The sequence below is a fragment of the Streptomyces cinereospinus genome, from assembly GCF_042430725.1.
GTDB classification, from domain to species: Bacteria; Actinomycetota; Actinomycetes; order Streptomycetales; family Streptomycetaceae; genus Streptomyces; species Streptomyces cinereospinus.
In genome coordinates, this window is sequence record NZ_JBHMCY010000023.1 from 1 (window position 1) to 22,336 (window position 22,336).

Genomic DNA, 22,336 nt, shown 5'->3' on the forward strand with positions numbered 1-22,336 from the left:
CCGCGCCGGCCCGGTCCGGGGCGGGCGCCGCGCGGTCACAGCACGTCGTGCACCGTCCGCCGGTGGGTGGAGCGCCGGTCGTCGATCTCGGCCCAGCGGTCGCCGTAGATGTTCCGGGTGATGTCCGGCTCCCGGACGAAGTCGTGCGGGAAGCCCAGCGCGGGCGCGCTCACCTCGTCGAGGCGGGCGACGGCGTCCGCGTCGAGCCGGACGTCGACCGCCGCGAGGTTGTCGGCGAGCTGGCTCTCCTTGGTGGCGGCGATGATGGGGACGACGTTGCCGGGCCGCCCCAGCAGCCAGGCCAGCGCCACCTGTGCCGGGCTCCAGCCCCCCTGCTCGGCGATCTCCAGGACCGCCGTCACGACGGCCTCCTCGCGCGCGTCGACCGTGCCGCCGGTGACGTCCAGCCGCCCCGCTTCGCCCCGCCGGTACTTCCCGGTGAGTTTCCCGGCCGCGAGCGGCGCCCACGCCAGGACGGCCAGGTCGAACGCCCGCGCCTGCGGCAGCAGTTCCCGCTCGGGCGTCCGCTCCAGCAGGCTGTAGCGCAGTTGCGACCCCGCGAACGCCGTCCAGCCCCGCAGCTCGGCCAGCGTGTTCGCCTGCGCGATCTCCCAGGCCGGCCAGTCCGACACGCCGACGTACAGCACCTTCCCGGTCCGTACCAGGTCGTCCAGCGCCCGCATCACCTCGGCGACCGGGGTGAAGTTGTCCCGCGCGTGCACCCACAGCACGTCGAGCCGGTCGGTGCGCAGCCGTTGCAGGCTGGCGTCCACGGACTGCACCAGGTTCTTGCGGTGGTTGCCCGCGGCGTTGACGTCACCGTCGCGGATGCCGCACGTGTACTTGCTGGCCAGGACGAACTCGTCGCGCCGGCCCGCCAGCAGACCGCCGAGGATCCGCTCCGAGCTGCCCCCGGTGTAGTTGTTGGCGGTGTCGATGAAATTGCCGCCCGCCTCCGCGTAGGCGCGCACGATCCGCGCGCTGGTCTCCTGGTCGGCGCCCCATCCCCAGTCGTCGCCGATGGTCATCGCGCCGAGGCTCAGCTCGCTCACGCGCAGACCGGTCTTGCCGAACAGTGTGTAACGCACGGTGCGCTCCCCTTCGGGACGTCGGGCAGGTCGTGCCCATGACGCTAGGAGCTGGAGCGCACTCCAGGGCAAACCCCGGGCCGCCGGCTCAGCCCCGGTCCCCCGAGAGGCAGACGCCGAACATCGCGCCCCGGGGATCGCGCAGCACCGCGATCCGCGGACCGTCCGGCACGGAGGCGGGCTCCCTCAGATCCGTGCCGCCGGCCCCGGTCGCCGTCGCGGTGGCGGCGTCCACGTCGCCGACCGCGACGTACGCCAGCCAGTGCGGTGGCACCTCGGGCGGGAACGTGTCGTCCATCGCCATCATGCCGCCGAAGTCCTGGCAGGCCAGGCCCCACCGGGTGTGGCGCTCGGCCGCGGTGACGGTCCGGCCGAAGGCGGCCGTGCAGAAGTCGCGCGCTCGCGCGGCTCCCGGGTGAGCAGCTCCGTCCAGCCCAGGGCGCCCGGCGCGCTGAACAGTCCGGCGCCCTCGAAGGCCTGGGGCTGCCGCAGTGAGAAGGCGGCGCCGGACGGGTCGGCGGCCACCGCGAAGCGGCCCATGTCGAACACGTCCACCGGGTCCCTCAGGACCGTCCCGCCGGCCGCCGTCACCGCCGCGCGGTCTGGCCGGCGTCCCGGACGGCGAACGACACCGTCCACGCGACCGGCTGCCCCTCCTGGCACAGCGGGATCGGCGCGGCCACCGCCGCGTCCCCCGGGTGCGCGACCGTGTACCCGCCCGCCTCCGGCCGCGGGTCCGTCCCGGACCGCCGGCCGAACAGCTCCGCGTAGAACCGCTCGGCCGCGGCCAGGCCGCTCGTGCCCGGTTCGGCCCAGCAGGGGCCGCCGCCCACCACCGGCTGGCCGAGCTTCATCCGACGCCCCTTCCGCAGCGAGGACCTCCCCCGGCACGCCAGCCCCGGCCACTGACCGCGGCCATCCGGCGCCGCAGGGCGTCAGATGCCCGGCCGGTAGCGGATCGGGTGGTCGGCCGGGATCTCCACCAGCACGATCGGCACACCGTCGGGGTCCGCGATCCACATCTCGACCAGCCCCCAGGGCTCGCGGACCAGCGGCCGGACGATCTCCACCCCCTTGTCCCGCAGTTCGTCGTGGGCCGCGGCCACGTCCGCGACCTGGAGCCACAGCCGTACGGCCGGTGACGGCGGGGTCTCGGAGCGGCCGGAGAGCTCCAGGTGGCCGCCGCCGAGGAAGTAGACGGTGCCGCGGTCCGGCCCCGTGCCGAACTCGCGGTAGACGGAGAGGCCCAGTCGCTCGCCGTAGAAGACACGGGACCGCTCGGGATCGGTGGGGCGCAGCAGGATGCGCCCGCTCAGTACGTGCACCATGCATCCGCAGACTAGTCGCAGGGTTACGCTCGTCGGTGCCCGAGCCGCGCCGGAGAATCGAGAGAGACATCCTGATGGACAGCGCCACCGCCCACGGACTGACCTTCCGCGACGCCACCGACGCCGACGCCGACACGCTGGTCGCCCTGATCGAGTCGGCCTACCGGGGCGACTCCAGCCGGGCCGGCTGGACCACCGAGGCGGACATCCTGCGGGGGCAGCGGACCGACCCGGAGGGCGTGCTGGCCGTGATCAAGTCGCCGGACAGCAGGCTGCTGACCGTGGAGCGGGACGGCAGCGTCGTCGCCTGCTGCCAGCTCGAACACCGCGACGACCACGCGTACTTCGGCATGTTCGCGGTCAGTCCCCGGCTCCAGGGGGCCGGCCTGGGCAAGGTGATCATCGCCGAGGCGGAGCGGCAGGTCCGCGAGACCTGGGGCGCCCGGCGGATGCACATGACCGTCATCTCCGTGCGCGAGGACCTCATCGCCTGGTACGAGCGGCGCGGCTACCGCCGCACGGGGCGTCTGAGCCCGTTCCCGTACGGCGACGAGCGGTTCGGCATCCCGCAGCGCGACGACCTCCAGTTCGAACTTCTGGTGAAGGAGCTCGCGTAGCCGCCACCCCCACAGGAAAAAATGCGGCGAGAGTAGGGGTGTCGCAGAATATTTTCCCGAGGGTCCCCTTGCTGAGTGAAAGCTGCTGTGTATACGGTCTGCTTACGCGAGGTTCTCCGGTGGAGGATGGGACATGACGGAAATTCTTGTGCAGATGGGTGCGGAGGGAAAGATTTTTCCCGTGAGCAGGGTGGTGGAGCACCCGGCGTGGCCCGTCCTCAAGAATGCCGTGGAGCAGATCCGGCCATGGCAGTCCGCGGACGGATCGATCGACTGCGCCGCCGAGGGCGCCCCCGCTCCCGCGGAGGCCGAGCAGGCCGTACGGCGGGTGATCGGCGCCGTCGAGGAGCTCTCCCCGCTGCTGCCCCACGACGCCGCCTACCACGCCGCGCTCGTGCGGGACCTGCGCCGCTGGGCCGACGGCGGCTTCACGGTGCCGGACTTCCTGGACTCGCTGCTCGCCTTCCAGCCCGCCGCCGACCGGCGCGACGGCCGGCAGCACCTGATCGTCTTCCCCATGTACACGCAGAACGGCAACCCCGACCGCAACCTCGAAGCGGTCGTGCTGCGCATGGTCTGGCCCGACTGGCTGGCCGAGCTGGAGCGCACCCGCTACGACAACCCGCTGTTCTGCGGCATCGGCTTCGAGGACTTCACGGCCGGCTACGACACCCATTCCGCCGTCCTCTTCCCCGAGACCATCGCCGTGCGCCAGGCCCCCGATCGCTTCTCCTGGGGCGGCATCTTCTGCGACCGCGAGGCCGCCCGCTTCCGCCGGGTCACCGGCGCCGCCGTCGGCCTGCTGGGCCTCGACCTGCCCGAGGACATCGCCGCCATGGTCCACGACCAGAAGCGCTGCGAAGAGGCGTTCGTGCTGTGGGACATGGTCCACGACCGCACCCACAGCCACGGCGACCTGCCGTTCGACCCGTTCATGATCAAGCAGCGCCAGCCGTTCTGGATGTACGGCCTGGAGGAGCTGCGCTGCGACCTCACCGCCTTCAAGGAGGCCGTGAAGCTGGCCGGCGAGGGCGTCCCACAGGCCCGTGACGTGCAGTACGCGGTGCTTCTCGACCGCATGTTCCGCTTCCCGGTCACCGGCGAGCGGGTCCGCAACTACGACGGCCTCGGCGGTCAGCTGCTCTTCGCCCACCTGCACCAGCACGACGTCGTCCGGTGGACCGACAACACGCTGTCCATCGACTGGGAGCGCGCGCCGCAGGTCACCAACCAGCTGTGCGCCGAGATCGAGACCCTCTACCGCGACGGCATCGACCGCCCCAAGCTCGTGCACTGGTTCGCCGGGTACGAGTTGGTCTCCGCCTACCTCCCGCCGCACCCCGGCTCCAGGTGGGCCAAGGGCCCGGACGCCCTGGACCTGACCCAGCCGCCGCGCAGGCTCGTCGACGACGTGCTTCCGGACGAGTTTCCGCTGAGCATGTTCTATGAAGCGCTGTCCAAGAAGCTCAAGAGCGTGATTGCCTCGACCAAGGGGATCACGGCGGACACCGCCGAGCGGGTCGCCGCGTGAGCGACCGCACCGAGAACACTGCTCAGGAGGCGAGGAACATGGCGGGGAACGGCGCTCTCAGTGGTGCGGTGATCGCGGTGGCCGGCGCGGGCGGACCCGCCGGCCGGGCGGCACTGCACCGGCTGGCCGAGGCGGGCGCGATCGTGGTCGGCTCCGACAACGACCCGGAGCGGCTCGCGGAGGCCGTCGACGCGGCCAGCTACGCCCACGGCGGCGCGACCGTCGTCGGTGACACGGTCGACCTGCTCGACCGGCAGGCCGCCCAGGACTGGGCGAACCGCATCGAGAAGGACTTCGGGCGCGTCGACGGCCTGGTCCACCTGGTCGGCGGCTGGCGGGGCAGCGAGACCTTCACCAAGACCCGGCTCGACGACTGGGACCTGCTGGAGCTGCTGCTCATCCGCACCGTCCAGCACACCTCACTCGCGTTCCACGAGGCGCTGCAGCGCAGTGACCGCGGCCGGTACGTCCTGATCAGCGCCGCCGGCGCGAGCAGGCCCACGGCGGGCAACGCCGCGTACGCCGCGGCCAAGGCGGCCGCCGAGGCGTGGACCCTGGCCCTGGCCGACTACTTCGCCAAGGCCGGGGGCGAGCGGGGGCCGCACGCGGCGGCTGCGATCCTGGTGGTGAAGGCGCTGGTGCACGACGCCCTGCGCGCCGAGCGACCCAACGCGAAGTTCGTGGGCTTCACCGACGTGCACGACCTGGCGGAGGCCATCGCCGGCGTCTGGGACAAGCCCGCCGCCGAAGTGAACGGACAACGTCTGTGGCTGACCGAGAAGCCGTGAATCCTCCCAAGACCGACGCGCGTCGCCATCACGACCCCGCGGTCCGCGGTTTCGCCAGTGACAACTACGCCGGCGTCCATCCGGAGGTGCTCGCCGCCCTGGCGCTGGCCAACGGCGGACACCAGGGCGCGTACGGCGAGGACGACTACACCGAGAACCTCCAGCGGATCGTCCGCAGCCACTTCGGGGCCACCGCCGAGGCCTTCCCGGTCTTCAACGGCACCGGCGCCAACGTCGTCGCCCTACAGGCGGTCACCGACCGCTGGGGCGCGGTGATCTGCGCCGAGAGCGCGCACATCAACGTCGACGAGGGCGGCGCCCCCGAGCGGATGGGCGGCCTCAAGCTGCTCACCGTGCCCACATCGGACGGCAAGCTCACCCCCGAGCTGATCGACCGGCAGGCCTGGGGCTGGGAGGACGAGCACCGCGCGATGCCGCAGGTCGTCTCCCTCACCCAGGCCACCGAGCTGGGCACCGTCTACACGCCGGACGAGATCCGGGCGATCTGCGCCCACGCCCACGCGCACGGGATGCGGGTCCACCTGGACGGGTCCCGGATCGCCAACGCCGCCGCCTCCCTGGACGTCCCGATGCGGACCTTCACCGACGCGGCCGGCGTCGACATCCTCTCCTTGGGCGGCACCAAGAACGGCGCCCTGCTCGGTGAGGCCGTCGTGGTCATCAACCAGGACGCCGTCAGCCGGATGAGGCACCTGCGCAAGCTGTCCATGCAGCTCGCCTCCAAGATGCGTTTCGTGTCGGTGCAGCTGGAGGCGCTGCTCGCGCGGGACCTGTGGCTGCGCAACGCCCGCCACTCCAACGAGATGGCCCAGCGCCTGGCCGAGGGCGTGCGGGCGGTGCACGGCGTGGAAGTGCTCTACCCGGTGCAGGCCAACGCGGTCTTCGCGCGGCTGCCGCACGACGCGGGCGAACGCCTGCGGAAGCGGTTCCGCTTCTACTTCTGGGACGAGGCCGCCGGCGACGTGCGCTGGATGTGCTCCTTCGACACGACGGAGGAGGACGTGGACGCCTTCGTCGCGGCGCTCAAGGAGGAGATGGCGCGGTAGTCCTCGGCCGTCCTCCCTCCCTATGAATGATTATGCGGCTGTCTGAAAAATTATTGACGCTCAGGTGATCGCGTTTCTATGCTCTACGGGCATGGAACTGACCCCGGAAACCACTGACCTGTCCGCCTACTTGGCCGCCGACGAGGTCATCGACCACGATCACCCACGGGTACGGAAGACCGCCGCCCGCCTCGCGGGGTCCGCCGCGGACTCGTATGACTATGCGCGAAGGGCGTTCGAGTTCGTGCGTGACACCATCACGCACTCCCAGGACGCCGGTGACGACCGCGTCACCTGGCGCGCGTCCGACGTCCTGGAGGAGCGCACGGGCATCTGCTACGCCAAGGCGCACGCCCTGGCCGCGCTGCTGCGCGCCGAGGACATTCCGACCGCCCTGTGCTACCAGCGGTTCGACGTGCTGCACGGGCTGGTCGCCGTGCGCTTCCGCGGCGCCTGGCACCGGCAGGACCCGCGCGGCAACAAGCCGGGGGTGGACGCGCAGTTCTCCCTGGACGGCGAGCGTCTGGCCTTCACGCCCGACCCGGACTCCGGCGAGCTGGACTGCCCGGTCCTGTACGCCGCACCGCATCCCGTGGTGCTCAAGGCCCTCAAGGCCGCCCCCGACCGGCAGCACCTCTGGCGGCACCTTCCCACCGAGCTCTGAGGCAGGGCGGGCGGGTCGGCCCTGCCTCAGAGCACGGCGTCCCGCTCCAAGGCGTGGCGCACCGGAGACCCCGCGCGGGCACCGGCCCGCGGTGCCCTGACCGCCGCTGAGGCCGAGCGGGCGGCCGCCGAACCCGCCGCGTCGTCGCAGAGGCCGAGTCCCGGCGGCCCGGATCACGGAGCGTCGGCGGCCGGACCACGGAGCGCCGGGGTGCCGGCGGCCGGGCGTCAGCGGGTCTCGGCCTCGCGGACCTGCTCCGGCGTGGGGGCCGTGCCGCCGAGGTGGGCGGGGAGCCACCAGGTGTCCTCCGCGCCGCGAGGGCGTCCGGGGTAGGCGCGCTGGGCGGCGTCGAGCAGGTCCTGGACGCGCTCGCGCAGACGGCGGGTGATCGCGCCCGCGTACTGGTCGCGCGGGGCGTCGACGGCCTCGCCGACCCGGATCGTGACCGGGATGTGGCTGCGCTTGAAGTTGCGCGGGTGGCCCTTCGTCCACAGCCGCTGCGTACCCCACACGGCCATCGGGATCAGCGGGACGCCCGCCTCCTGGGCCATCCGCGCCGCACCCGACTTGAAGCTCTTCAGGGTGAACGACTGCGAGATGGTGGCCTCCGGGAACACGCCGACGATCTCGCCGGAGCGCAGCGAGTCCAGGGCGTGCTGGTAGGCCGCCTCGCCCTGAGTGCGGTCCACCGGGATGTGCCGCATGCCGCGCATCAGCGGACCCGAGACGCGGTGGCGGAAGACCGACTCCTTCGCCATGAAGCGCACCAGGCGCTTCTGGGGGAGCGCGGCCATGCCGTTGAAGACGAAGTCCAGATAGCTGATGTGATTGCTCACCAGCACAGCGCCGCCCGAGCGCGGGATGTTCTCCGACCCCTTGCAGTCGATCTTCAGGTCCCAGACCTTGAACAAGGTCAACGCGAGACCGATGACGGGGCGGTAGACGACTTCTGCCATGGGCGGGGTGGGCCCTTCCTGCTCTGCCTGGGGAGGGACTCCCGGCCGGAAAAGTTACGCAGCCGTAGGTTTACGGCATCTCGCAGATCGTGCCCCAAGAACGGGCGGGTAGCCAGTCCTGGTGCCCGACCGGGGCGAGATCCTCGTCACGTCGGCGTATCTTTCCACCTCGTGCTTTTAAGGCTGCTTTACTTTACGCGTACGGTGACCCGTTGGGTGAGCGAGTACATCTCGCGCGCCGTGCCCCGGCCCGGCGCGGCGATGCCGGACGGAGCGGCGACGACGGCGGCCGTCGTCAACTGGCCCTGCGGAACGGGCCCCTGTGCGTGGCCGACCGGGCCGACGCCGGCCGGCCGCGCCCACCGCCTGTGCGCACCGCGACGGTTCGGGCGCCGAGAGCCCGGCCGCCGGCCCGACGAGGAGCGATACGCACCTTTGGAGCACCCCGTCGTACGGCGAACGGCCCACACCGCCCGGCGCGTCGGCCGCCGTGCCCCGGGCTTCCGCGGTGGCGGGGCGCCCGGCGGCGGGAATCTCCGCGGCCTCGTGCACGCTTGTGCCGGAGAGGGCGGCGGAGGGACGCGGCGGGCGGCAGGGGACGGCGAGGCGCCGTGGTGGACGGCGAAGGAGGGCAGTCGGCGGGGGCCGCGATGTGTGGCGAACGTCGGCAGTCGGCGGCGGTGGGCCGCGGTGCACGGCAGAGGATGGCAGAGGACGGCGGTGGGCCGCGGTGCACGGCAGAGGATGCCGGGACGGCGGCGGACCGCGGTGAACGGCGGCGGGCGGCAGAGGTGACGGATCGGATGGTGCGTGGGCGTGCGTGACGAGGACGAGCGGCTCGGGGCCGCCGAGCTGGGTGCCGAACTCGGCGAGCGGGCCACCCTCGTGCAGTTCTCCAGCGCCTTCTGCGCGCCCTGCCGGGCGACCCGGCGCATCCTCGGCGAGGTGGCCGGCCTGGTCCCCGGCGTCGCGCACGTCGAGATCGACGCCGAGGCCCGCCTGCACCTCGTCCGCGCGCTCGGAGTCGTCAGGACCCCGACCGTGCTGGTGCTGGACGCCGGAGGCCGGATCGTGCGGAGGGCCACGGGCCTGCCGCGCAAGGCCGACGTCATCGCCGCGCTGGGGCAGGCGCTCTGAAGCCGTGTCCGCCGGGCGCGGGACGCGGGGTTCCGGGCCGGCGGGGCCCAGGTCCCGGATCCCGGGACGAACTTGACTGCGCGCGGCATCTATCGTCAGCTTGACCGTATGTCTTCGGAAGTCCTTCTCTTCGGCCGGGTCCACGTCGATCTCGTCCGCACCGCGAGCGCGCGCTGTCCGGGCCGGTGAACAGCCCCGGATCCGCTCGCCGTCCCCCGCAGAAGGACGACTCCATGACAGCCACCCCCGGCCTCCCCCCGGCCGCCGCCGCGCCCGCCGCCGCCCCCGACCTGTTCCGTGCCGTCTTCCGGCGTCACGCGGCCGGTGTGGCGGTGGTCACGGCGCGGGGCGACACCGGCCCGGTCGGCTTCACCGCCACCTCCCTCACCTCGGTCTCCGCCGAGCCCCCACTGCTCTCCTTCGGGATCCGCACCGGGTCGTCGAGCTGGGCGGTGGTCTCCGGGGCGGGTCATGTCGGCGTCCACATACTCGGGGAGCACCAGCAGGATCTGGCGGCCACCTTCGCGCGCAGCGGCGCCGACCGTTTCGGCGCCCCCACGGCCTGGCGGGAGGGGCCCGAGGGCGTGCCCGTCCTGGACGGCGTACTGGCCTGGCTGGTGTGCCGGGTGCACGCGCGAGTGCCGGCGGGTGACCACCGTCTCGTGGTCGCGGAGGTCGTCGGCGGAGACCCGGCCGGCACCGGCCGGCCGCTGCTGTACCACCAGGGACGCTTCACCGCGTTGCGCGACTGAGCGTGTGCTCGGAACCGTCCGATTCCGGTTACGCTGCGTTGCACAGGTCACAGTTCAAAGCGCTTGCTTAGCGAGCCGTGACTGGGTGTACTGCGGAGTAATGTCTTGGTCGGAGCGCAGGTCGCCCCAGCCGTGACCCGCCGCCAGGGGCGCCTATGCTGCCTGGAAGAAGGCAGCCTGAAATTGACGATGCAGTAGGAGAGCCGGCGTGAGCTTGAGGATCGTTGTCACTGTGAAGTACGTGCCCGACGCCACTGGCGACCGGCACTTCGCCGATGACCTGACCGTCGACCGGGACGACGTGGACGGTCTGCTCTCCGAGCTCGACGAGTACGCCGTCGAGCAGGCGCTGCAGATCGCCGAGAACGCCGACGACGCCGAGGTCACCGTCCTGACGGTCGGCCCGGAGGACGCCAAGGACGCGCTGCGCAAGGCCCTGTCGATGGGTGCCGACAAGGCGATCCACGTCGAGGACGACGACCTGCACGGCACCGACGCCATCGGCACCTCCCTGGTGCTGGCCAAGGCGATCGAGAAGGCCGGCTACGACCTCGTCATCTCCGGCATGGCCTCCACCGACGGCGCCATGGGCGTCGTGCCGGCGCTGCTCGCCGAGCGGCTGGGCGTCCCGCAGGTGACCCTGCTCTCCGAGGTCTCCGTCGCGGACGGCACGGTCAAGGGCCGCCGCGACGGCGACGCCGCCTCCGAGCAGCTGGAGGCGCAGCTCCCGGCCGTGGTCTCGGTCACCGACCAGTCGGGTGAGGCGCGGTACCCGTCGTTCAAGGGCATCATGGCCGCCAAGAAGAAGCCGGTGGCCTCCTGGGACCTGTCCGACCTGGACATCGAGGCCGAGGAGGTCGGCCTGGACGGTGCCTACACCACGGTCGAGGCCGCGACCGAGCGCCCGGCCCGCACGGCCGGCACGATCGTCAAGGACGAGGGCGAGGGCGGCAAGCAGCTCGCTGAGTTCCTCGCGAGCCAGAAGTTCATCTGAGCCCCGCGCTCGACTTCGCTGACCGCCCCGCACCCTTCGCAAGCAGGAGAGAAGAAGTCCCATGGCTGAAGTCCTCGTCTATGTCGACCACGTGGACGGCGCCGTCCGCAAGCCCACCCTGGAACTGCTGACCCTGGCCCGCCGCATCGGCGAGCCCGTCGCCGTCGCCCTCGGCAACGGCGCCGCCGACACCGCCGCCACGCTCGCCGAGCACGGCGCGGTGAAGGTCCTCACCCACGACGCCGCCGAGTACGCCGACTACCTGGTCGTGCCCAAGGTGGACGCCCTCCAGGCCGCCCACGAGGCCGTCTCCCCGGCCGCCGTGCTCGTGCCGTCCTCCGCGGAGGGCAAGGAGATCGCCGCCCGCCTGGCGCTGCGCATCGGCTCCGGGATCATCACCGACGCCGTCGACCTGGAGGCCGGCGACGAGGGTCCGGTGGCCACGCAGTCGGTGTTCGCCGCCTCGTACAGCACCAAGTCCCGGGTCGGCAAGGGCACCCCGGTCATCACCGTCAAGCCGAACTCGGCCGCCGTGGAGGCCGCCCCGGCCGCCGGCGCCGTGGAGGCGCTGAGCGTGTCCTTCTCCGAGCAGGCCACCGGCACCAAGGTCACCTCGCGCACGCCGCGTGAGTCGACCGGCCGCCCGGAGCTGACCGAGGCCGCGATCGTGGTCTCCGGCGGCCGCGGTGTGGGCGGTGAGGAGAACTTCGCGCTCATCGAGGCGCTCGCCGACTCCCTCGGCGCGGCCGTCGGCGCCTCGCGAGCCGCGGTGGACGCCGGCTGGTACCCGCACACCAACCAGGTCGGCCAGACCGGCAAGTCGGTCTCGCCGCAGCTGTACGTCGCGTCCGGCATCTCCGGTGCGATCCAGCACCGCGCCGGTATGCAGACCTCGAAGACCATCGTCGCCGTCAACAAGGACGCCGAGGCCCCGATCTTCGAGCTGGTCGACTACGGCGTCGTCGGCGACCTGTTCGACGTCGTCCCGCAGCTGACCGAGGAGATCAAGACCCGCAAGGGCTGATCGTCCACCGGCCGTACGAGGCCCCCGTGACCGTCCCCCGTCCCCGGTCACGGGGGCCTCGGCTCATCCCAGGGTCAGCGAGGCCTGCACGGGCAGGTGGTCGCTGGGGAACTGCCCGTCCACGGAAAAGGTGTTGATCTTGGCCCGGTGCACGGTGACGCCCGGGGTGGCCAGGATCCAGTCGATCCGGTCGCCGTCCGGGGTCAGCGGCCGGTAGCCGTGGAAGGTGGCGTACCGGGGGCCGCGCTCGGCGGCCGTCTCCCAGGTGTCGACGAGCCCGGCGCCCAGCAGTGTGCCGTAGACCGGGTCGCGGTGCGCGGCGACGTTGAAGTCACCGGTCACCAGCAGCGGCAGCGCGGGGTCCAGTCCGGCGATCCGCGCCACGATCAGCGCGGCGGCACGCGTGCGTGCGTCCTGGCTGCGGTTGTCGAGGTGGGTGTTCAGGAGGTAGAACTCCCGCCCGCCGTCCAGCAGGTCGCGGAAGCGGACCCAGGTGACCATGCGGACGGAGCCGCCGCCCCAGCTGTTGGACCCGATCACGTCCGGCGTGTCGGAGAGCCAGAAGTGGTCGTACTCCAGCGGGGCGACCCGGCGGGTGTCGTAGAAGACCGCCATGAACTCGTCGCGGCTGCCGCCCGCGCGGCCGGTGCCGATCCAGTCGTGGTGCGGGCCGAGATCGGACTCGATGTCCAGCAGCTGCTGGTAGAGGCCCTCCTGGGTACCGACGAGGTGCGGGCGCTCGCGGCGCAGCAGCTCGCGCAGCACGGGTCTGCGCGCGGCCCAGCTGTGGGGTTCCCCGGTGCTCGCGAAGCGCAGGTTGAACGACATCGCCTCCAGCCGTCGGCCGGCGCGCCCCGCCGCGGGGCCGGCCTCGCGCTCCTGTGCCGAGGCGCCTGAGGACGACAGTGCTGTACTGGTGAGGGGCAGGGCTGCCGTGGCCAGCGCGGTCTTCAGGCCCAGGCGGCGCGTGACTCGGCTCCGGTTCGGCACGGGGGCTCCTTCGATGGGGGCGGCCGGTGGAGTCGTGCGTACCGCAATGTCGTACCACCGCATGGGCGGGCGTGAACATGCCGACAGGGGACGGTGGCCCGATGGGGAAGGGGCGTTGACCGGGCGGAGGGCCGCCGAACAACTTCGTGATACGGACTAACAATTCCGCAATTCGGAAAATAGGAGGGTGTGGGATGAGTCAGGCCCAGCAGGACCAGGTCGCGACGAGCCTCGCGGGCACGGTCAGCGAGGAGATCAGCGCCTCCCTCGCCCCGGTCGACGCCGAACTGGAGCGCCGCTACCCCGGGGACCCCGGCACCCGTCAGCCCGTCCACACCGTCTACGTACCCGGTGACGCCTTCGCCGCCGACACCGTCCGCTCCTGGGGCGACCAGGCGCTCGCCGCCCTGGACGAGCACGCGCCGGACGCCGCCTCCTTCGCCGCCGTGCTCGGCCTCGCCGACGACCTCGCCGAGCCCGTGTACGCGCGTGTACGGGCCAAGCTGGAGCGCGAGCCCGTCGAGGACCTGCGTGTCGACTTCGAGGACGGCTACGCCGGCCGGGACGAGGACCGCGACGCGGCCCGCGCCGCGCGGCTCATCGCCGAGGCGTACGCGCAGGGCACCGCGGCGCCGTACACGGGCATCCGCATGAAGTGCCTGGAGGCGGCCGTCCGCGACCGCGGCATCCGCACCCTCGACATCTTCCTCACCGGCCTGACGCGGGCCGGCGGACTGCCCGACGGGCTGGTCCTCACCCTGCCCAAGGTGACCTACCCGGAGCAGGTCACCGCGATGGTCCGGCTGCTGGAGGCGTTCGAGAGGGCGCACGCGCTGGAGCCCGGCCGGCTCGGCTTCGAGATCCAGATCGAGACCAGCCAGTCCATCCTCGCCGCGGACGGCACCGCCACCGTCGCCCGGATGATCCAGGCCGCCGAGGGCCGCGCCACCGGCCTGCACTACGGCACCTTCGACTACAGCGCCTGCCTCGGCGTCTCCGCCGCCCACCAGGCCGGCGACCACCCCGCCGCCGACCACGCCAAGGCGATCATGCAGGTCGCCGCCGCGGGCACCGGTGTCCGCGTCTCCGACGGCTCCACCAACGTGCTGCCCGTCGGCCCCACCGCCAAGGTCCACGACGCCTGGCGCCTGCACTACGGCCTCACCCGCCGCGCCCTGGCCCGCGCCTACTACCAGGGCTGGGACATGCACCCCGGCCACATCCCCACCCGGTACGCGGCCGTCTTCGCCTTCTACCGCGAGGGCTTCGAACAGGCCGCCGACCGCCTCGCCCGCTACGCCGCCCGGGCCGGCGGCGACGTCATGGACGAGCCCGCCACCGCCAAGGCGCTCAGCGGATACCTGCTGCGCGGCCTGGACTGCGGCGCCCTCGACATCGCCGAGGTCGCGCGGCTGACCGGCCTGACCCGAACCGACCTGGAAGGCTTCGCCGTCCCGCGACGCGGTGACCTGACGGCGTCCGCGAAGTAGGCCCCGGGCTCTCCGGGCCCGCCTCGGCGCGGGCGGCAACTGGAGCCCGCGGTGAGCGACTGCCGGATCCGAACACCCCGGCACCTCGGGTCCGGCGACCGCTCGCGGGGCGCCACGGCGGCGCGAGGCGCACGGCACCGGGGAGTCTCTGCCACCGGCGGGCGGCGGACAGGAAGGGGCGTCCGCGGGGGACGCGGGGCCGGGCCCCCGGGGGCCGGGAGTGCCGTAGGCGGGCCTGTGCGGGAGCCGGCCGGGGGCGGGGCGTGAGCGCTGTCGGGGCGCGTGCCCTCATGCCTTTGACGGGCGGCGAAGCCGGGGGCCCCGGGGGCCGGGAAGTGCCGTAGGCGGGCCTGTGCGGGGGCGCCTTGGGCGGGCGTGTGCTCGCGCTTCTTGGCGGGCGGCGCAGCCCGGGGCGCCCTGGGCGGGCGTGCAGGGCGCCCCGGGGGAAGCGTCTTGGGCGGGCGTGTGCCTGTGGTGGGTGGCGGGGTCGCGGCTGTGCGCGGGGTCCGGCCGGGTGGCCGGGAGCGTCGTGGGCGGGCGTGCGCGGTCGGCTCGGTGGGTGGGGGCTTCGGGGGCGTCTTGGGCGGGCGTGTGCCTGTGGTGGGTGGCTGGGCCGGAGCGTCGTGCGTGGCCGTGCAGGGGTTCAGCCGGGTGGCGGGCCGAGAGCGCCGCGGGCGGGCGGGTGCGGGCCGTCGCGGTGGTGGTCTCGGATCCCGTCCGCAGGGGCGCCCGTGTCCTCGGCCGGCGGCGAAGCCCGGGGCGCGTCGGGCGGGCCTGCATGGGGCCGTGGCGGGCTGCGGCCTCCCAGCCGTAGCCGTCCGCAGGCGTGCGCGCCTGTGTCCTCGGCGGGCGGCGGCACTGATGGCCGTGAGCGGGCGTGCGCGGGGAGTCCCGACGGGGTGGCGGTCCCGGGGTGCCGTGCGCGGGCGCGCGCGGGCCCGGGTCCCGGGCGGGCGGCGGGTCCAGCGCCGTGCGCGGGCGGGCGGGCCGTTCAGTCCGCCGGTGGCAGTTCGCCGGAGCCGCGGGTGATCAGGCGGGTCGGCAGTTCGATCTTCTCCGGGGCGATCAGCGAGCCGTCCAGCTGGCGGAACAGCCGCTCGACGGCGGTGCGGCCCAGCGCCGCCGCGTCCTGCGCGACGACCGTGACCCCCGGCTGGAGCAGGTCGGCCAGCTCGATGTCGTCGAACCCGACGAACGCGACCTGACGCCGCTGCTCGGCCAGGACCCGGATCACGGTGACCGTCACCCGGTTGTTGCCCGCGAAGATCGCCGTGACGGGCGACGGGCCGGACAGCATCTCCTCGGCCGCCCGCCGCACCCGCAGCGGATCGGTGGCCCCCAGCGACATCCAGGCCTCCGCCACCGGTATGCCGGCGTCCTCCATGGCCGCCCGGTAGCCGCGCAGCCGCTCGGCGGCGGTGTGGATGCGCGGCATGTCGCCGATGAAGCCGATCCGCCGGTGCCCGTGGGCGATCAGGTGGGCGACGCCGTCCCGGGCGCCGCCGTGGTTGTCCGACAGGACGACGTCGGCGTCGATCCTCCCGGCCGGACGGTCCACGAACACCGTGGCGACGCCCGCCCTCAGCTCGGGCTCCAGATAGCGGTGGTCGTCACCCGCCGGGATGATGACCAGCCCGTCCACCCGCCGCGCGCACAACGCCAGCACCAGCTCCTGCTCGCGCTCCGGGTCCTCTGCGCTGGAGCCATTGATGAGCAGGGCGCCGTGCGCGCGGGCCACCTCCTCCACGGCGCGGCTCAGCGGGCCGTAGAAGGGGTCGGCGAGATCCTCCAGGACCAGCCCGATGCTCGCCGTCCGGCCCTTGCGCAGCACCCGCGCGCTGTCGTTGCGGCGGAAGCCCAGCGCCTCGATGGCGTCCTGGACGCGGCGCTCGGTCTCCGGGGTCACCCCCGGCTCCCCGTTCACCACCCGGGAGACCGTCTTCAGTCCGACTCCGGCGCGGGCCGCGACATCCTTCATGGTGGGCCGGTTTCCGTAGCGGGTTCCGGCGAGGCGGGAGGGCTCGAGCACGATGAGGGGTCCTGTCCTGTGGTCCACGGGAGGGGATGCGCAGGTCCGTGGTTTGTATGAGGATGTGGCGTCGAGCATAGAGCCTGGACAACGTTGTCAGAGACGGGAGAGACTGTCCAGCGCACTTCCCGGCCCGTGCCCCACCGCTCGGTCGGCCAGTCCGTTCTCCAAGGTGACGGGGGATCCCACACTGATGCACACCGACCTCGTGGCCGCGCTCGACATCGGCGGCACCAAGATCGCAGGGGCGCTGGTGGACCGCGGCGGCCGGATCCTGGTGCGCGCACAGCGCCCCACGCCCGCCCGGCAGGACGGCGACACCGTGATGCGGGCCGTCGAGGAGGTGATCGGCGAGCTCATCGCCTCCCCGCTGTGGAGCCGCGCCGACGCGGTGGGCATCGGCAGCGCGGGCCCGGTGGACGCCTCCACGGGCACGGTCAGCCCGGTGAACGTGCCCGGCTGGCGCGACTACCCGCTGGTGGCCCGGGTCCGGGCGGTGACCGGTGGACTGCCGGTCGAGCTGATCGGCGACGGCGTCGCCATCACCGCCGCCGAGCACTGGCAGGGCGCGGCGCGCGGCCACGACAACGCGCTGTGCATGGTCGTCTCCACCGGCGTCGGCGGCGGCCTGGTCCTCGACGGCCGCCTCCACGCCGGCCCCACCGGCAACGCCGGACACATCGGGCACATCAGCGTGGACCTCGACGGCGACCCCTGCCCGTGCGGCGCGCGCGGCTGCGTGGAACGCATCGCCAGCGGTCCCCACATCGCCCGCCGCGCCCTGGAGGCCGGCTGGCGCCCGGGCCCCGACGGCGACACCTCCGCCGCCGCCGTGGCCGCCGCCGCGCGGGCGGGCGACCCGGTCGCCGTGGCCTCCTTCGAACGCGCCGCACAGGCCCTGGCCGCGGGCATCGCGGCCACCGCGACGCTGGTCGAGATCGACATCGCGGTGATCGGCGGGGGCGTGGGCAAGGCGGGCGACGTGCTCTTCACGCCGTTGCGCAAGTCCCTCGCCGACTACGCCACCCTGTCGTTCGTCCAGCGCCTGACCGTGGTGCCCGCCCGGATGGGCACCGACGCCGGACTGGTCGGGGCCGCCGCGGCGGTCCTGGGCAGGAGAGCCGACGCCGCCGCGGCGGGTGTGTGAGCCGCGGGCCGCGGCGGACGTGGGGCGCGGGACGGCGGGAACGTCCATGCCGGGGGCCGGGGGCCGGGGGCCGGGGGCCGGGAGCGGTGGCCGGGACCCGGGGACCGGGATCGCCGCGTGACCCCGGGCCGGGTCCGTCAGTTGATCGGGGCATGAAGAAGCGCAGCATGCTCGCCATCGCCTCCCTCGCCACCGGTTTCGTCGTCGCGGCGGTCACCCCCTCCCACGCCCTGGGCGAGGGGCTGAGCGGCCTCAACGCCGGTGACGCCCTCAAGAAGCTCGACAAGACCATCGCCGACGAGAGCCTCCGACTGGACGACGACGCCCCGGGCGGCGACCGGAGCGGCCGGGGCGGCGCCGGGCACGGCCACCGGGACCGCTGAGGCGGCGGACCGCGACACCGCGAAGCGCCGGACCCGGGCAAGGGGGGCCGGCGCTTCCGCTTGTGCACCCTCAACGGGGGCTGGTTTCCGTGGCAGGGTGGAGCGGGCAAGGCACAGGGGGCCAACAGAAGAGGGGGAAACGTGATCGTCTGGGTCAACGGCGCGTTCGGTGCGGGGAAGACCACCACCGCACGGGAACTGATCGATCTGATCCCGAACAGCACGCTTTTCGACCCCGAGGTCATCGGTGGCACGCTCACGCACCTGCTGCCGGCCAAGCGCCTCGCCGAGGTCGGCGACTTCCAGGATCTGCCGGCCTGGCGACGCCTCGTCATCGACACGGCCGCCGCCCTGCTCGCCGAACTCGGCGGCACGCTGGTCGTGCCCATGACCCTGCTGCGCCAGGAGTACCGCGACGAGATCTTCGGCGGCCTCGCCGCCCGCCGGATCAGTGTCCGGCATGTCCTGCTCGCCCCGGCCGAAACGATTTTGCGCAAGCGGATAGCCGACCGCGGGACGGTACCGGACGAGGACGCACCGGACGGCGCCGCACAGGTACGGCAGTGGTCCTACGATCACATCGAGCCGTACAAGGCCGCCCTCGCCTCCTGGCTGGCCGCCGACGCCCACCTCGTCGACAACGGCTCCCTCACCCCGTACCAGACCGCCGCCCGGATCGCCGAGGCCGTGGGTTCCGGTGCGGTGCCGGTCTGCGACATCGTGCAGACGCCCGAGCCCACCGCCGAGACGCTCGCCGCCGGTGTCCTCCTCTTCGACGAGCAGGACCGTGTGCTGCTGGTCGACCCGACCTACAAGGCCGGCTGGGAGTTCCCCGGCGGCGTCGTCGAACCCGGCGAGGCGCCCGCCCGCGCCGGCATCCGCGAGGTCGCCGAGGAGACCGGCATCCACCTGGACGACGTACCGAGCCTGCTCGTCGTCGACTGGGAGCCGCCCGCGCCTCCCGGGTACGGCGGACTGCGCCTCCTCTTCGACGGCGGCAGCCTCGACAGCGCGCAGGCCCGGGACCTGCTGCTGCCCGGCCCCGAACTGCGCGGCTGGCGCTTCGTCACCGAACAGGAGGCGTCCGCCCTGCTGCCACCGGTCCGCTACGAGCGACTGCGCTGGGCCCTGCGGGCGCGGGAACGGGGGGCGGCGCTGTATCTGGAGGCGGGGATCCCGGTGGGCTGAGGGGAGGCTCATCGACCGGTTCCGGTCTGCTGAGGGGCGTCCCTCGGTCGGTCCCGGCCGGTCCCCGTCGGGGGGAGGTGGGCGTTCTCTCGTCCCGCCCGGCGGGGCAGGTGGTTCGCCGGGCGGCTGGCGCTGGGCGGTCAGTTCGTGGCGTAGTTGCGCAGGAAGAGGGCCTCGGTCACCGAGAGGCGCTCCAGGTCCTCCGGGGAGACGCTCTCGTTCACGGCGTGGATCTGCGCCTCCGGCTCGCTCAGGCCGATCAGCAGGATCTCCGCGCGCGGGTAGAGGGCGGCGAGGGTGTTGCACAGCGGGATCGAGCCGCCCTGGCCGGCGTACTGCATGCGCTGACCCGGGTACGCCACCGCCATCGCGTCGGCCATCGCCTGGTACGCCGGGCTCGACGTGTCCGCGCGGAACGGCTGGCCCTGCCCGATCTGCTCGACGCTCACCCGCGCACCCCACGGCGTGTGCGCCTCGATGTGCGCCTGGAGCAGCTTGTCCGCCTCGGTCGCGTCCATGCCCGGCGGCACCCGCAGGCTGATCAGCGCGCGGGCGCTCGCCTGCACCGACGGGGTGGCACCGACGACCGGCGGGCAGTCGATGCCGAGGACCGTCACGGCCGGACGCGCCCAGATCCGGTCGGCGACCGTGCCGGAGCCGATCAGCCCGACCCCGTCCAGTACCTTGGTGTCCTCGCGGAAGTGCTCCTCGTCGTACGGGAGTCCCTCCCAGCGGGCATCGGCGATCAGCCCGTCGACCGCCGTCGAGCCGTCCTCCGCGCGCAGCGAGTCCAGTACGCGGATCAACGCGCCCAGCGCGTCCGGCGCGGCGCCGCCGAACTGGCCGGAGTGCACATTGCCCTCCAGGGTGTCGACCTGGACGCGGACCAGCGTCATGCCCCGCAGGCTGGAGGTCACCGTCGGCAGCCCGACGCGGAAGTTGCCCGAGTCGCCGATCACGATCGCGTCGGCCTCCAGCAGCCCCGGGTGCTGCTCGGCGTACCGCTCCAGGCCGCCCGTGCCCATCTCCTCCGAGCCCTCGACGATCACCTTGACGCGCACGGGCACGCCGCCGTCGGCCCTGAGCGCGCGCAACGCCAGCAGGTGCATGATCAGGCCGCCCTTGCAGTCGGCGGCACCGCGGCCGTACCAGCGGCCGTCGCGCTCGGTCAGCTCGAAGGGCGGGGAGATCCAGCGGGCCTCGTCCAGCGGCGGCTGCACGTCGTAGTGGGCGTACAGCAGGACGGTCTTCGCGCCCGCCGGTCCGGGCAGGCAGCCGTACACCGACTGCGTGCCGTCCGGGGTGTCGAGCACGGCCACGTCCTGGCAGCCCTCGGCGCGCAGGGCGTCCGCGACCCAGCGCGCGGCGCCCTCGCTCTCGCTGCGCGGGAACTGGTCGAAGTCCGCCACCGACCGGAAGGCCACCAGTTCGCTGAGTTCCGCCTTCGCCCGGGGCATCAGCGAAGCGACGGTCTCGGCGACCGGATTCGACGACATGGGCACGCTCCTCGTGTGCGCGACGTTGTCTCTCTCGTACGGGTCACGCGGTCGGCAGTTGTGGCAGGTAGGTGCTGCTTCTCTGCTGCGTCCGTTGTTTCTGTGCATCTTCGTGCACGGACGGGTGCTGCTCGTGGGCGCCTGTGACCGCGCACGGAAAGGCGCGCCCCGGAACGCGGGGCGCCTATGGTGCCGATCCTCCCACAGCGGCACGCGGCGATCACCGCCGTAGGATGCGGGGGGACAGATCGGCAGGCGGCGGATCGGGAGCAGTAGACCATCGTGAGCAGCGAGAACTCTTCGGCGGACGACGGGCAGCGGGTGTGGGACGTCGTCGTGGTGGGCGCGGGACCCGCGGGGGCCTCGGCGGCCTACGCGGCGGCGGTCGCGGGGCGGCGCGTGCTGCTGCTGGAGAAGGCCGGACTGCCCCGTTACAAGACGTGCGGCGGCGGTGTCATCGGCCCCTCGCGTGACGCCCTGCCGCCCGGCTTCGAACTGCCGCTGCGGGACCGGGTGCACGCGGTCACCTTCTCCCACAACGGCCGCTTCAGCCGCACCCGGCGCTCCCGGCAGATGCTCTTCGGGCTGATCAACCGGCCCGAGTTCGACCAGCAGCTCGTCGAGCACGCCCAGAAGGCGGGCGCCGAGCTGCGCACCGGCGTCACGGTGTCGCGGGTCGAGCAGCACGGCTCGGCGGTTCCGGACCGGCGTACGGTCGCCGTCGTGCTGCAGGGCGGGGAGACGGTGCTGGCGCGGGCCGTGGTCGGCGCGGACGGCAGCGCCAGCCGGATAGGCGCCCACGTCGGCGTCAAGCTCGACCAGGTCGATCTGGGCCTGGAGCTGGAAGTCCCGGTGCCGGACACGGTCGCCGAGGACTGGAAGGGGCGGGTCCTCATCGACTGGGGGCCGCTCCCCGGCAGCTACGGATGGGTCTTCCCCAAGGGCGACACCCTGACGGTCGGTGTGATCTCCGCGCGCGGGGAGGGGGCCGCGACCAAGCGGTACCTGGAGGACTTCGTCGGGCGGCTGGGGCTCGCCGGCTTCGAGCCGAGCGTCTCCTCCGGGCACCTGACCCGCTGCCGCGCCGACGACTCGCCGCTGTCGCGCGGGCGGGTGCTGGTGTGCGGGGACGCGGCGGGGCTGCTGGAGCCGTGGACCCGCGAGGGCATCTCGTTCGCCCTGCGGTCGGGGCGGCTCGCGGGGGAGTGGGCGGTACGGATCGCGGAGGCGCACGACGCGGTGGACGCCCGCCGGCAGGCCCTGAACTACGCCTTCGCGATCAAGGCCGGGCTGGGTGTGGAGATGGCGGTGGGCCGGCGGCTGCTGACGGTGTTCCAGCGGCGGCCCGGGCTCTTCCACGCGGCGCTGACCGGGTTCCGGCCGGCATGGAGGGCGTTCGTGGACATCACCCGGGGCGCCACCTCGCTGGGCGAGATCGTCCGCACGCATCCGATGGCCCAGCGTGCGCTGACCGCGCTGGATCGCCGGACGACGGGCGGGACGGCGACGGCGACGGCGACGGCGGCGACCGAGGAGGGCGGGGAGGGCGGCTCCTGAGCCGCTCCCTCGGTGCGGTGCGGTGCGGTGCGGTGCGGTGCGGTGCGGTGCGAGCGCGGTGCGGGCCGTGCGCCGGTCGACCGCGCGCCGCGGCTCTCCGGCGTCCCGGG

20 protein-coding genes and 1 pseudogene are annotated in these 22,336 nt (G+C 73.3%); 14 read left to right on the forward strand and 7 right to left on the reverse strand.

Annotation, left to right across the window (positions count from 1 at the left end; genetic code table 11):
• Positions 1-35 precede the first annotated feature (35 nt).
• From ACFF45_RS14335 to ACFF45_RS14345, 3 genes and pseudogenes are all read right to left on the reverse strand, one after another.
• Positions 36-1,088: an aldo/keto reductase gene (locus ACFF45_RS14335; protein WP_381346279.1), complete on the reverse strand. Its 1,053-nt coding sequence runs from the start codon at positions 1,086-1,088 to the stop codon at positions 36-38.
• An 88-nt stretch (positions 1,089-1,176) separates the two neighbouring features.
• A pseudogene (locus ACFF45_RS14340) lies at positions 1,177-1,942 on the reverse strand (VOC family protein).
• Between the two features lie 81 nt (positions 1,943-2,023).
• The gene (locus tag ACFF45_RS14345) at positions 2,024-2,416 is read right to left on the reverse strand and encodes a VOC family protein (protein WP_381346281.1); all 393 of its coding nucleotides are present in this window, start codon (positions 2,414-2,416) and stop codon (positions 2,024-2,026) included.
• 74 nt (positions 2,417-2,490) lie between these two features.
• Between ACFF45_RS14345 and ACFF45_RS14350 the strand changes: the two genes are divergently transcribed.
• The 5 genes from ACFF45_RS14350 (at position 2,491) to ACFF45_RS14370 (ending at position 7,083) form a co-directional block, all read left to right on the forward strand.
• On the forward strand, positions 2,491-3,033 hold the full coding sequence (locus tag ACFF45_RS14350; RefSeq protein WP_381346282.1) for a GNAT family N-acetyltransferase: 543 nt from the start codon (positions 2,491-2,493) through the stop codon (positions 3,031-3,033).
• A 133-nt stretch (positions 3,034-3,166) separates the two neighbouring features.
• On the forward strand, positions 3,167-4,564 hold the full coding sequence (locus ACFF45_RS14355) for a DUF6421 family protein (RefSeq protein ID WP_381346284.1): 1,398 nt from the start codon (positions 3,167-3,169) through the stop codon (positions 4,562-4,564).
• A gap of 38 nt (positions 4,565-4,602) precedes the next feature.
• Positions 4,603-5,352 carry an SDR family NAD(P)-dependent oxidoreductase gene (locus tag ACFF45_RS14360; RefSeq protein WP_381346409.1) on the forward strand — a complete coding sequence of 250 codons (750 nt, stop codon included), beginning with the start codon at positions 4,603-4,605 and terminating at the stop codon, positions 5,350-5,352.
• A complete protein-coding gene (locus tag ACFF45_RS14365; protein ID WP_381346286.1) occupies positions 5,349-6,419 on the forward strand; it encodes a threonine aldolase family protein in 1,071 nt (356 codons plus the stop codon). Before ACFF45_RS14360 ends, ACFF45_RS14365 begins: the two co-directional genes overlap by 4 nt.
• A gap of 91 nt (positions 6,420-6,510) precedes the next feature.
• Positions 6,511-7,083 carry a transglutaminase domain-containing protein gene (locus ACFF45_RS14370; RefSeq protein ID WP_381346287.1) on the forward strand — a complete coding sequence of 191 codons (573 nt, stop codon included), beginning with the start codon at positions 6,511-6,513 and terminating at the stop codon, positions 7,081-7,083.
• 227 nt (positions 7,084-7,310) lie between these two features.
• Here the strand turns inward: ACFF45_RS14370 and ACFF45_RS14375 are convergent, their stop codons facing one another.
• Positions 7,311-8,039: a lysophospholipid acyltransferase family protein gene (locus ACFF45_RS14375; RefSeq protein ID WP_381346289.1), complete on the reverse strand. Its 729-nt coding sequence runs from the start codon at positions 8,037-8,039 to the stop codon at positions 7,311-7,313.
• Between the two features lie 798 nt (positions 8,040-8,837).
• Here ACFF45_RS14375 and ACFF45_RS14380 point away from each other — a divergent pair.
• The 4 genes from ACFF45_RS14380 to ACFF45_RS14395 all read left to right on the forward strand — a co-directional run bounded on the left by ACFF45_RS14380 (position 8,838) and on the right by ACFF45_RS14395 (position 11,946).
• Positions 8,838-9,176, forward strand: coding sequence for a TlpA family protein disulfide reductase (locus ACFF45_RS14380; protein WP_381346411.1), 339 nt, complete (start codon positions 8,838-8,840; stop codon positions 9,174-9,176).
• 233 nt (positions 9,177-9,409) lie between these two features.
• On the forward strand, positions 9,410-9,928 hold the full coding sequence (locus ACFF45_RS14385) for a flavin reductase family protein (protein ID WP_381346291.1): 519 nt from the start codon (positions 9,410-9,412) through the stop codon (positions 9,926-9,928).
• A 208-nt stretch (positions 9,929-10,136) separates the two neighbouring features.
• Complete coding sequence (locus ACFF45_RS14390) at positions 10,137-10,922, forward strand: electron transfer flavoprotein subunit beta/FixA family protein (protein ID WP_381346293.1); 786 nt, start codon at positions 10,137-10,139, stop codon at positions 10,920-10,922.
• Between the two features lie 61 nt (positions 10,923-10,983).
• On the forward strand, positions 10,984-11,946 hold the full coding sequence (locus tag ACFF45_RS14395) for an electron transfer flavoprotein subunit alpha/FixB family protein (RefSeq protein ID WP_381346294.1): 963 nt from the start codon (positions 10,984-10,986) through the stop codon (positions 11,944-11,946).
• Positions 11,947-12,009: 63 nt separating this feature from the next.
• Here the strand turns inward: ACFF45_RS14395 and ACFF45_RS14400 are convergent, their stop codons facing one another.
• On the reverse strand, positions 12,010-12,936 hold the full coding sequence (locus ACFF45_RS14400) for an endonuclease/exonuclease/phosphatase family protein (RefSeq protein ID WP_381346295.1): 927 nt from the start codon (positions 12,934-12,936) through the stop codon (positions 12,010-12,012).
• A 194-nt stretch (positions 12,937-13,130) separates the two neighbouring features.
• On the opposite strand from ACFF45_RS14400, the gene ACFF45_RS14405 reads away from it, so the two are divergent.
• Positions 13,131-14,426, forward strand: a complete 1,296-nt coding sequence (locus ACFF45_RS14405) for a DUF6986 family protein (RefSeq protein ID WP_381346296.1) — start codon at positions 13,131-13,133, stop codon at positions 14,424-14,426.
• A 991-nt stretch (positions 14,427-15,417) separates the two neighbouring features.
• Here ACFF45_RS14405 and ACFF45_RS14410 read toward each other — a convergent pair.
• On the reverse strand, positions 15,418-16,482 hold the full coding sequence (locus ACFF45_RS14410) for a LacI family DNA-binding transcriptional regulator (protein ID WP_381346298.1): 1,065 nt from the start codon (positions 16,480-16,482) through the stop codon (positions 15,418-15,420).
• Between the two features lie 166 nt (positions 16,483-16,648).
• Here ACFF45_RS14410 and ACFF45_RS14415 point away from each other — a divergent pair, with 166 nt between their 5' ends.
• From ACFF45_RS14415 to ACFF45_RS14425, 3 genes are all read left to right on the forward strand, one after another.
• A complete protein-coding gene (locus ACFF45_RS14415) occupies positions 16,649-17,602 on the forward strand; it encodes an ROK family protein (RefSeq protein WP_381346299.1) in 954 nt (317 codons plus the stop codon).
• Between the two features lie 152 nt (positions 17,603-17,754).
• On the forward strand, positions 17,755-17,985 hold the full coding sequence (locus ACFF45_RS14420) for a hypothetical protein (protein WP_381346302.1): 231 nt from the start codon (positions 17,755-17,757) through the stop codon (positions 17,983-17,985).
• A 141-nt stretch (positions 17,986-18,126) separates the two neighbouring features.
• A complete protein-coding gene (locus tag ACFF45_RS14425) occupies positions 18,127-19,173 on the forward strand; it encodes an NUDIX hydrolase (RefSeq protein ID WP_381346304.1) in 1,047 nt (348 codons plus the stop codon).
• 140 nt (positions 19,174-19,313) lie between these two features.
• Here ACFF45_RS14425 and ACFF45_RS14430 read toward each other — a convergent pair whose 3' ends face one another.
• Positions 19,314-20,669 carry a dipeptidase gene (locus tag ACFF45_RS14430; RefSeq protein ID WP_381346305.1) on the reverse strand — a complete coding sequence of 452 codons (1,356 nt, stop codon included), beginning with the start codon at positions 20,667-20,669 and terminating at the stop codon, positions 19,314-19,316.
• A 282-nt stretch (positions 20,670-20,951) separates the two neighbouring features.
• Here ACFF45_RS14430 and ACFF45_RS14435 point away from each other — a divergent pair, with 282 nt between their 5' ends.
• Complete coding sequence (locus ACFF45_RS14435; RefSeq protein ID WP_381346307.1) at positions 20,952-22,226, forward strand: geranylgeranyl reductase family protein; 1,275 nt, start codon at positions 20,952-20,954, stop codon at positions 22,224-22,226.
• Positions 22,227-22,336 lie beyond the last annotated feature (110 nt).

Excerpts from the sequence above, each read along its gene's own strand:
- ACFF45_RS14345 (WP_381346281.1), bottom strand. The coding sequence starts at position 2,416 with ATGGTGCACGTACTGAGCGGGCGCATCCTGCTGCGCCCCACCGATCCC.
- ACFF45_RS14350 (WP_381346282.1), top strand. The coding sequence starts at position 2,491 with ATGGACAGCGCCACCGCCCACGGACTGACCTTCCGCGACGCCACCGAC.
- ACFF45_RS14355 (WP_381346284.1), top strand. The coding sequence starts at position 3,167 with ATGACGGAAATTCTTGTGCAGATGGGTGCGGAGGGAAAGATTTTTCCC.
- ACFF45_RS14360 (WP_381346409.1), top strand. The coding sequence starts at position 4,603 with ATGGCGGGGAACGGCGCTCTCAGTGGTGCGGTGATCGCGGTGGCCGGC.
- ACFF45_RS14370 (WP_381346287.1), top strand. The coding sequence starts at position 6,511 with ATGGAACTGACCCCGGAAACCACTGACCTGTCCGCCTACTTGGCCGCC.
- ACFF45_RS14375 (WP_381346289.1), bottom strand. The coding sequence starts at position 8,039 with ATGGCAGAAGTCGTCTACCGCCCCGTCATCGGTCTCGCGTTGACCTTG.
- ACFF45_RS14385 (WP_381346291.1), top strand. The coding sequence starts at position 9,410 with ATGACAGCCACCCCCGGCCTCCCCCCGGCCGCCGCCGCGCCCGCCGCC.
- ACFF45_RS14395 (WP_381346294.1), top strand. The coding sequence starts at position 10,984 with ATGGCTGAAGTCCTCGTCTATGTCGACCACGTGGACGGCGCCGTCCGC.
- ACFF45_RS14405 (WP_381346296.1), top strand. The coding sequence starts at position 13,131 with ATGAGTCAGGCCCAGCAGGACCAGGTCGCGACGAGCCTCGCGGGCACG.
- ACFF45_RS14415 (WP_381346299.1), top strand. The coding sequence starts at position 16,649 with ATGCACACCGACCTCGTGGCCGCGCTCGACATCGGCGGCACCAAGATC.
- ACFF45_RS14420 (WP_381346302.1), top strand. The coding sequence starts at position 17,755 with ATGAAGAAGCGCAGCATGCTCGCCATCGCCTCCCTCGCCACCGGTTTC.
- ACFF45_RS14430 (WP_381346305.1), bottom strand. The coding sequence starts at position 20,669 with ATGTCGTCGAATCCGGTCGCCGAGACCGTCGCTTCGCTGATGCCCCGG.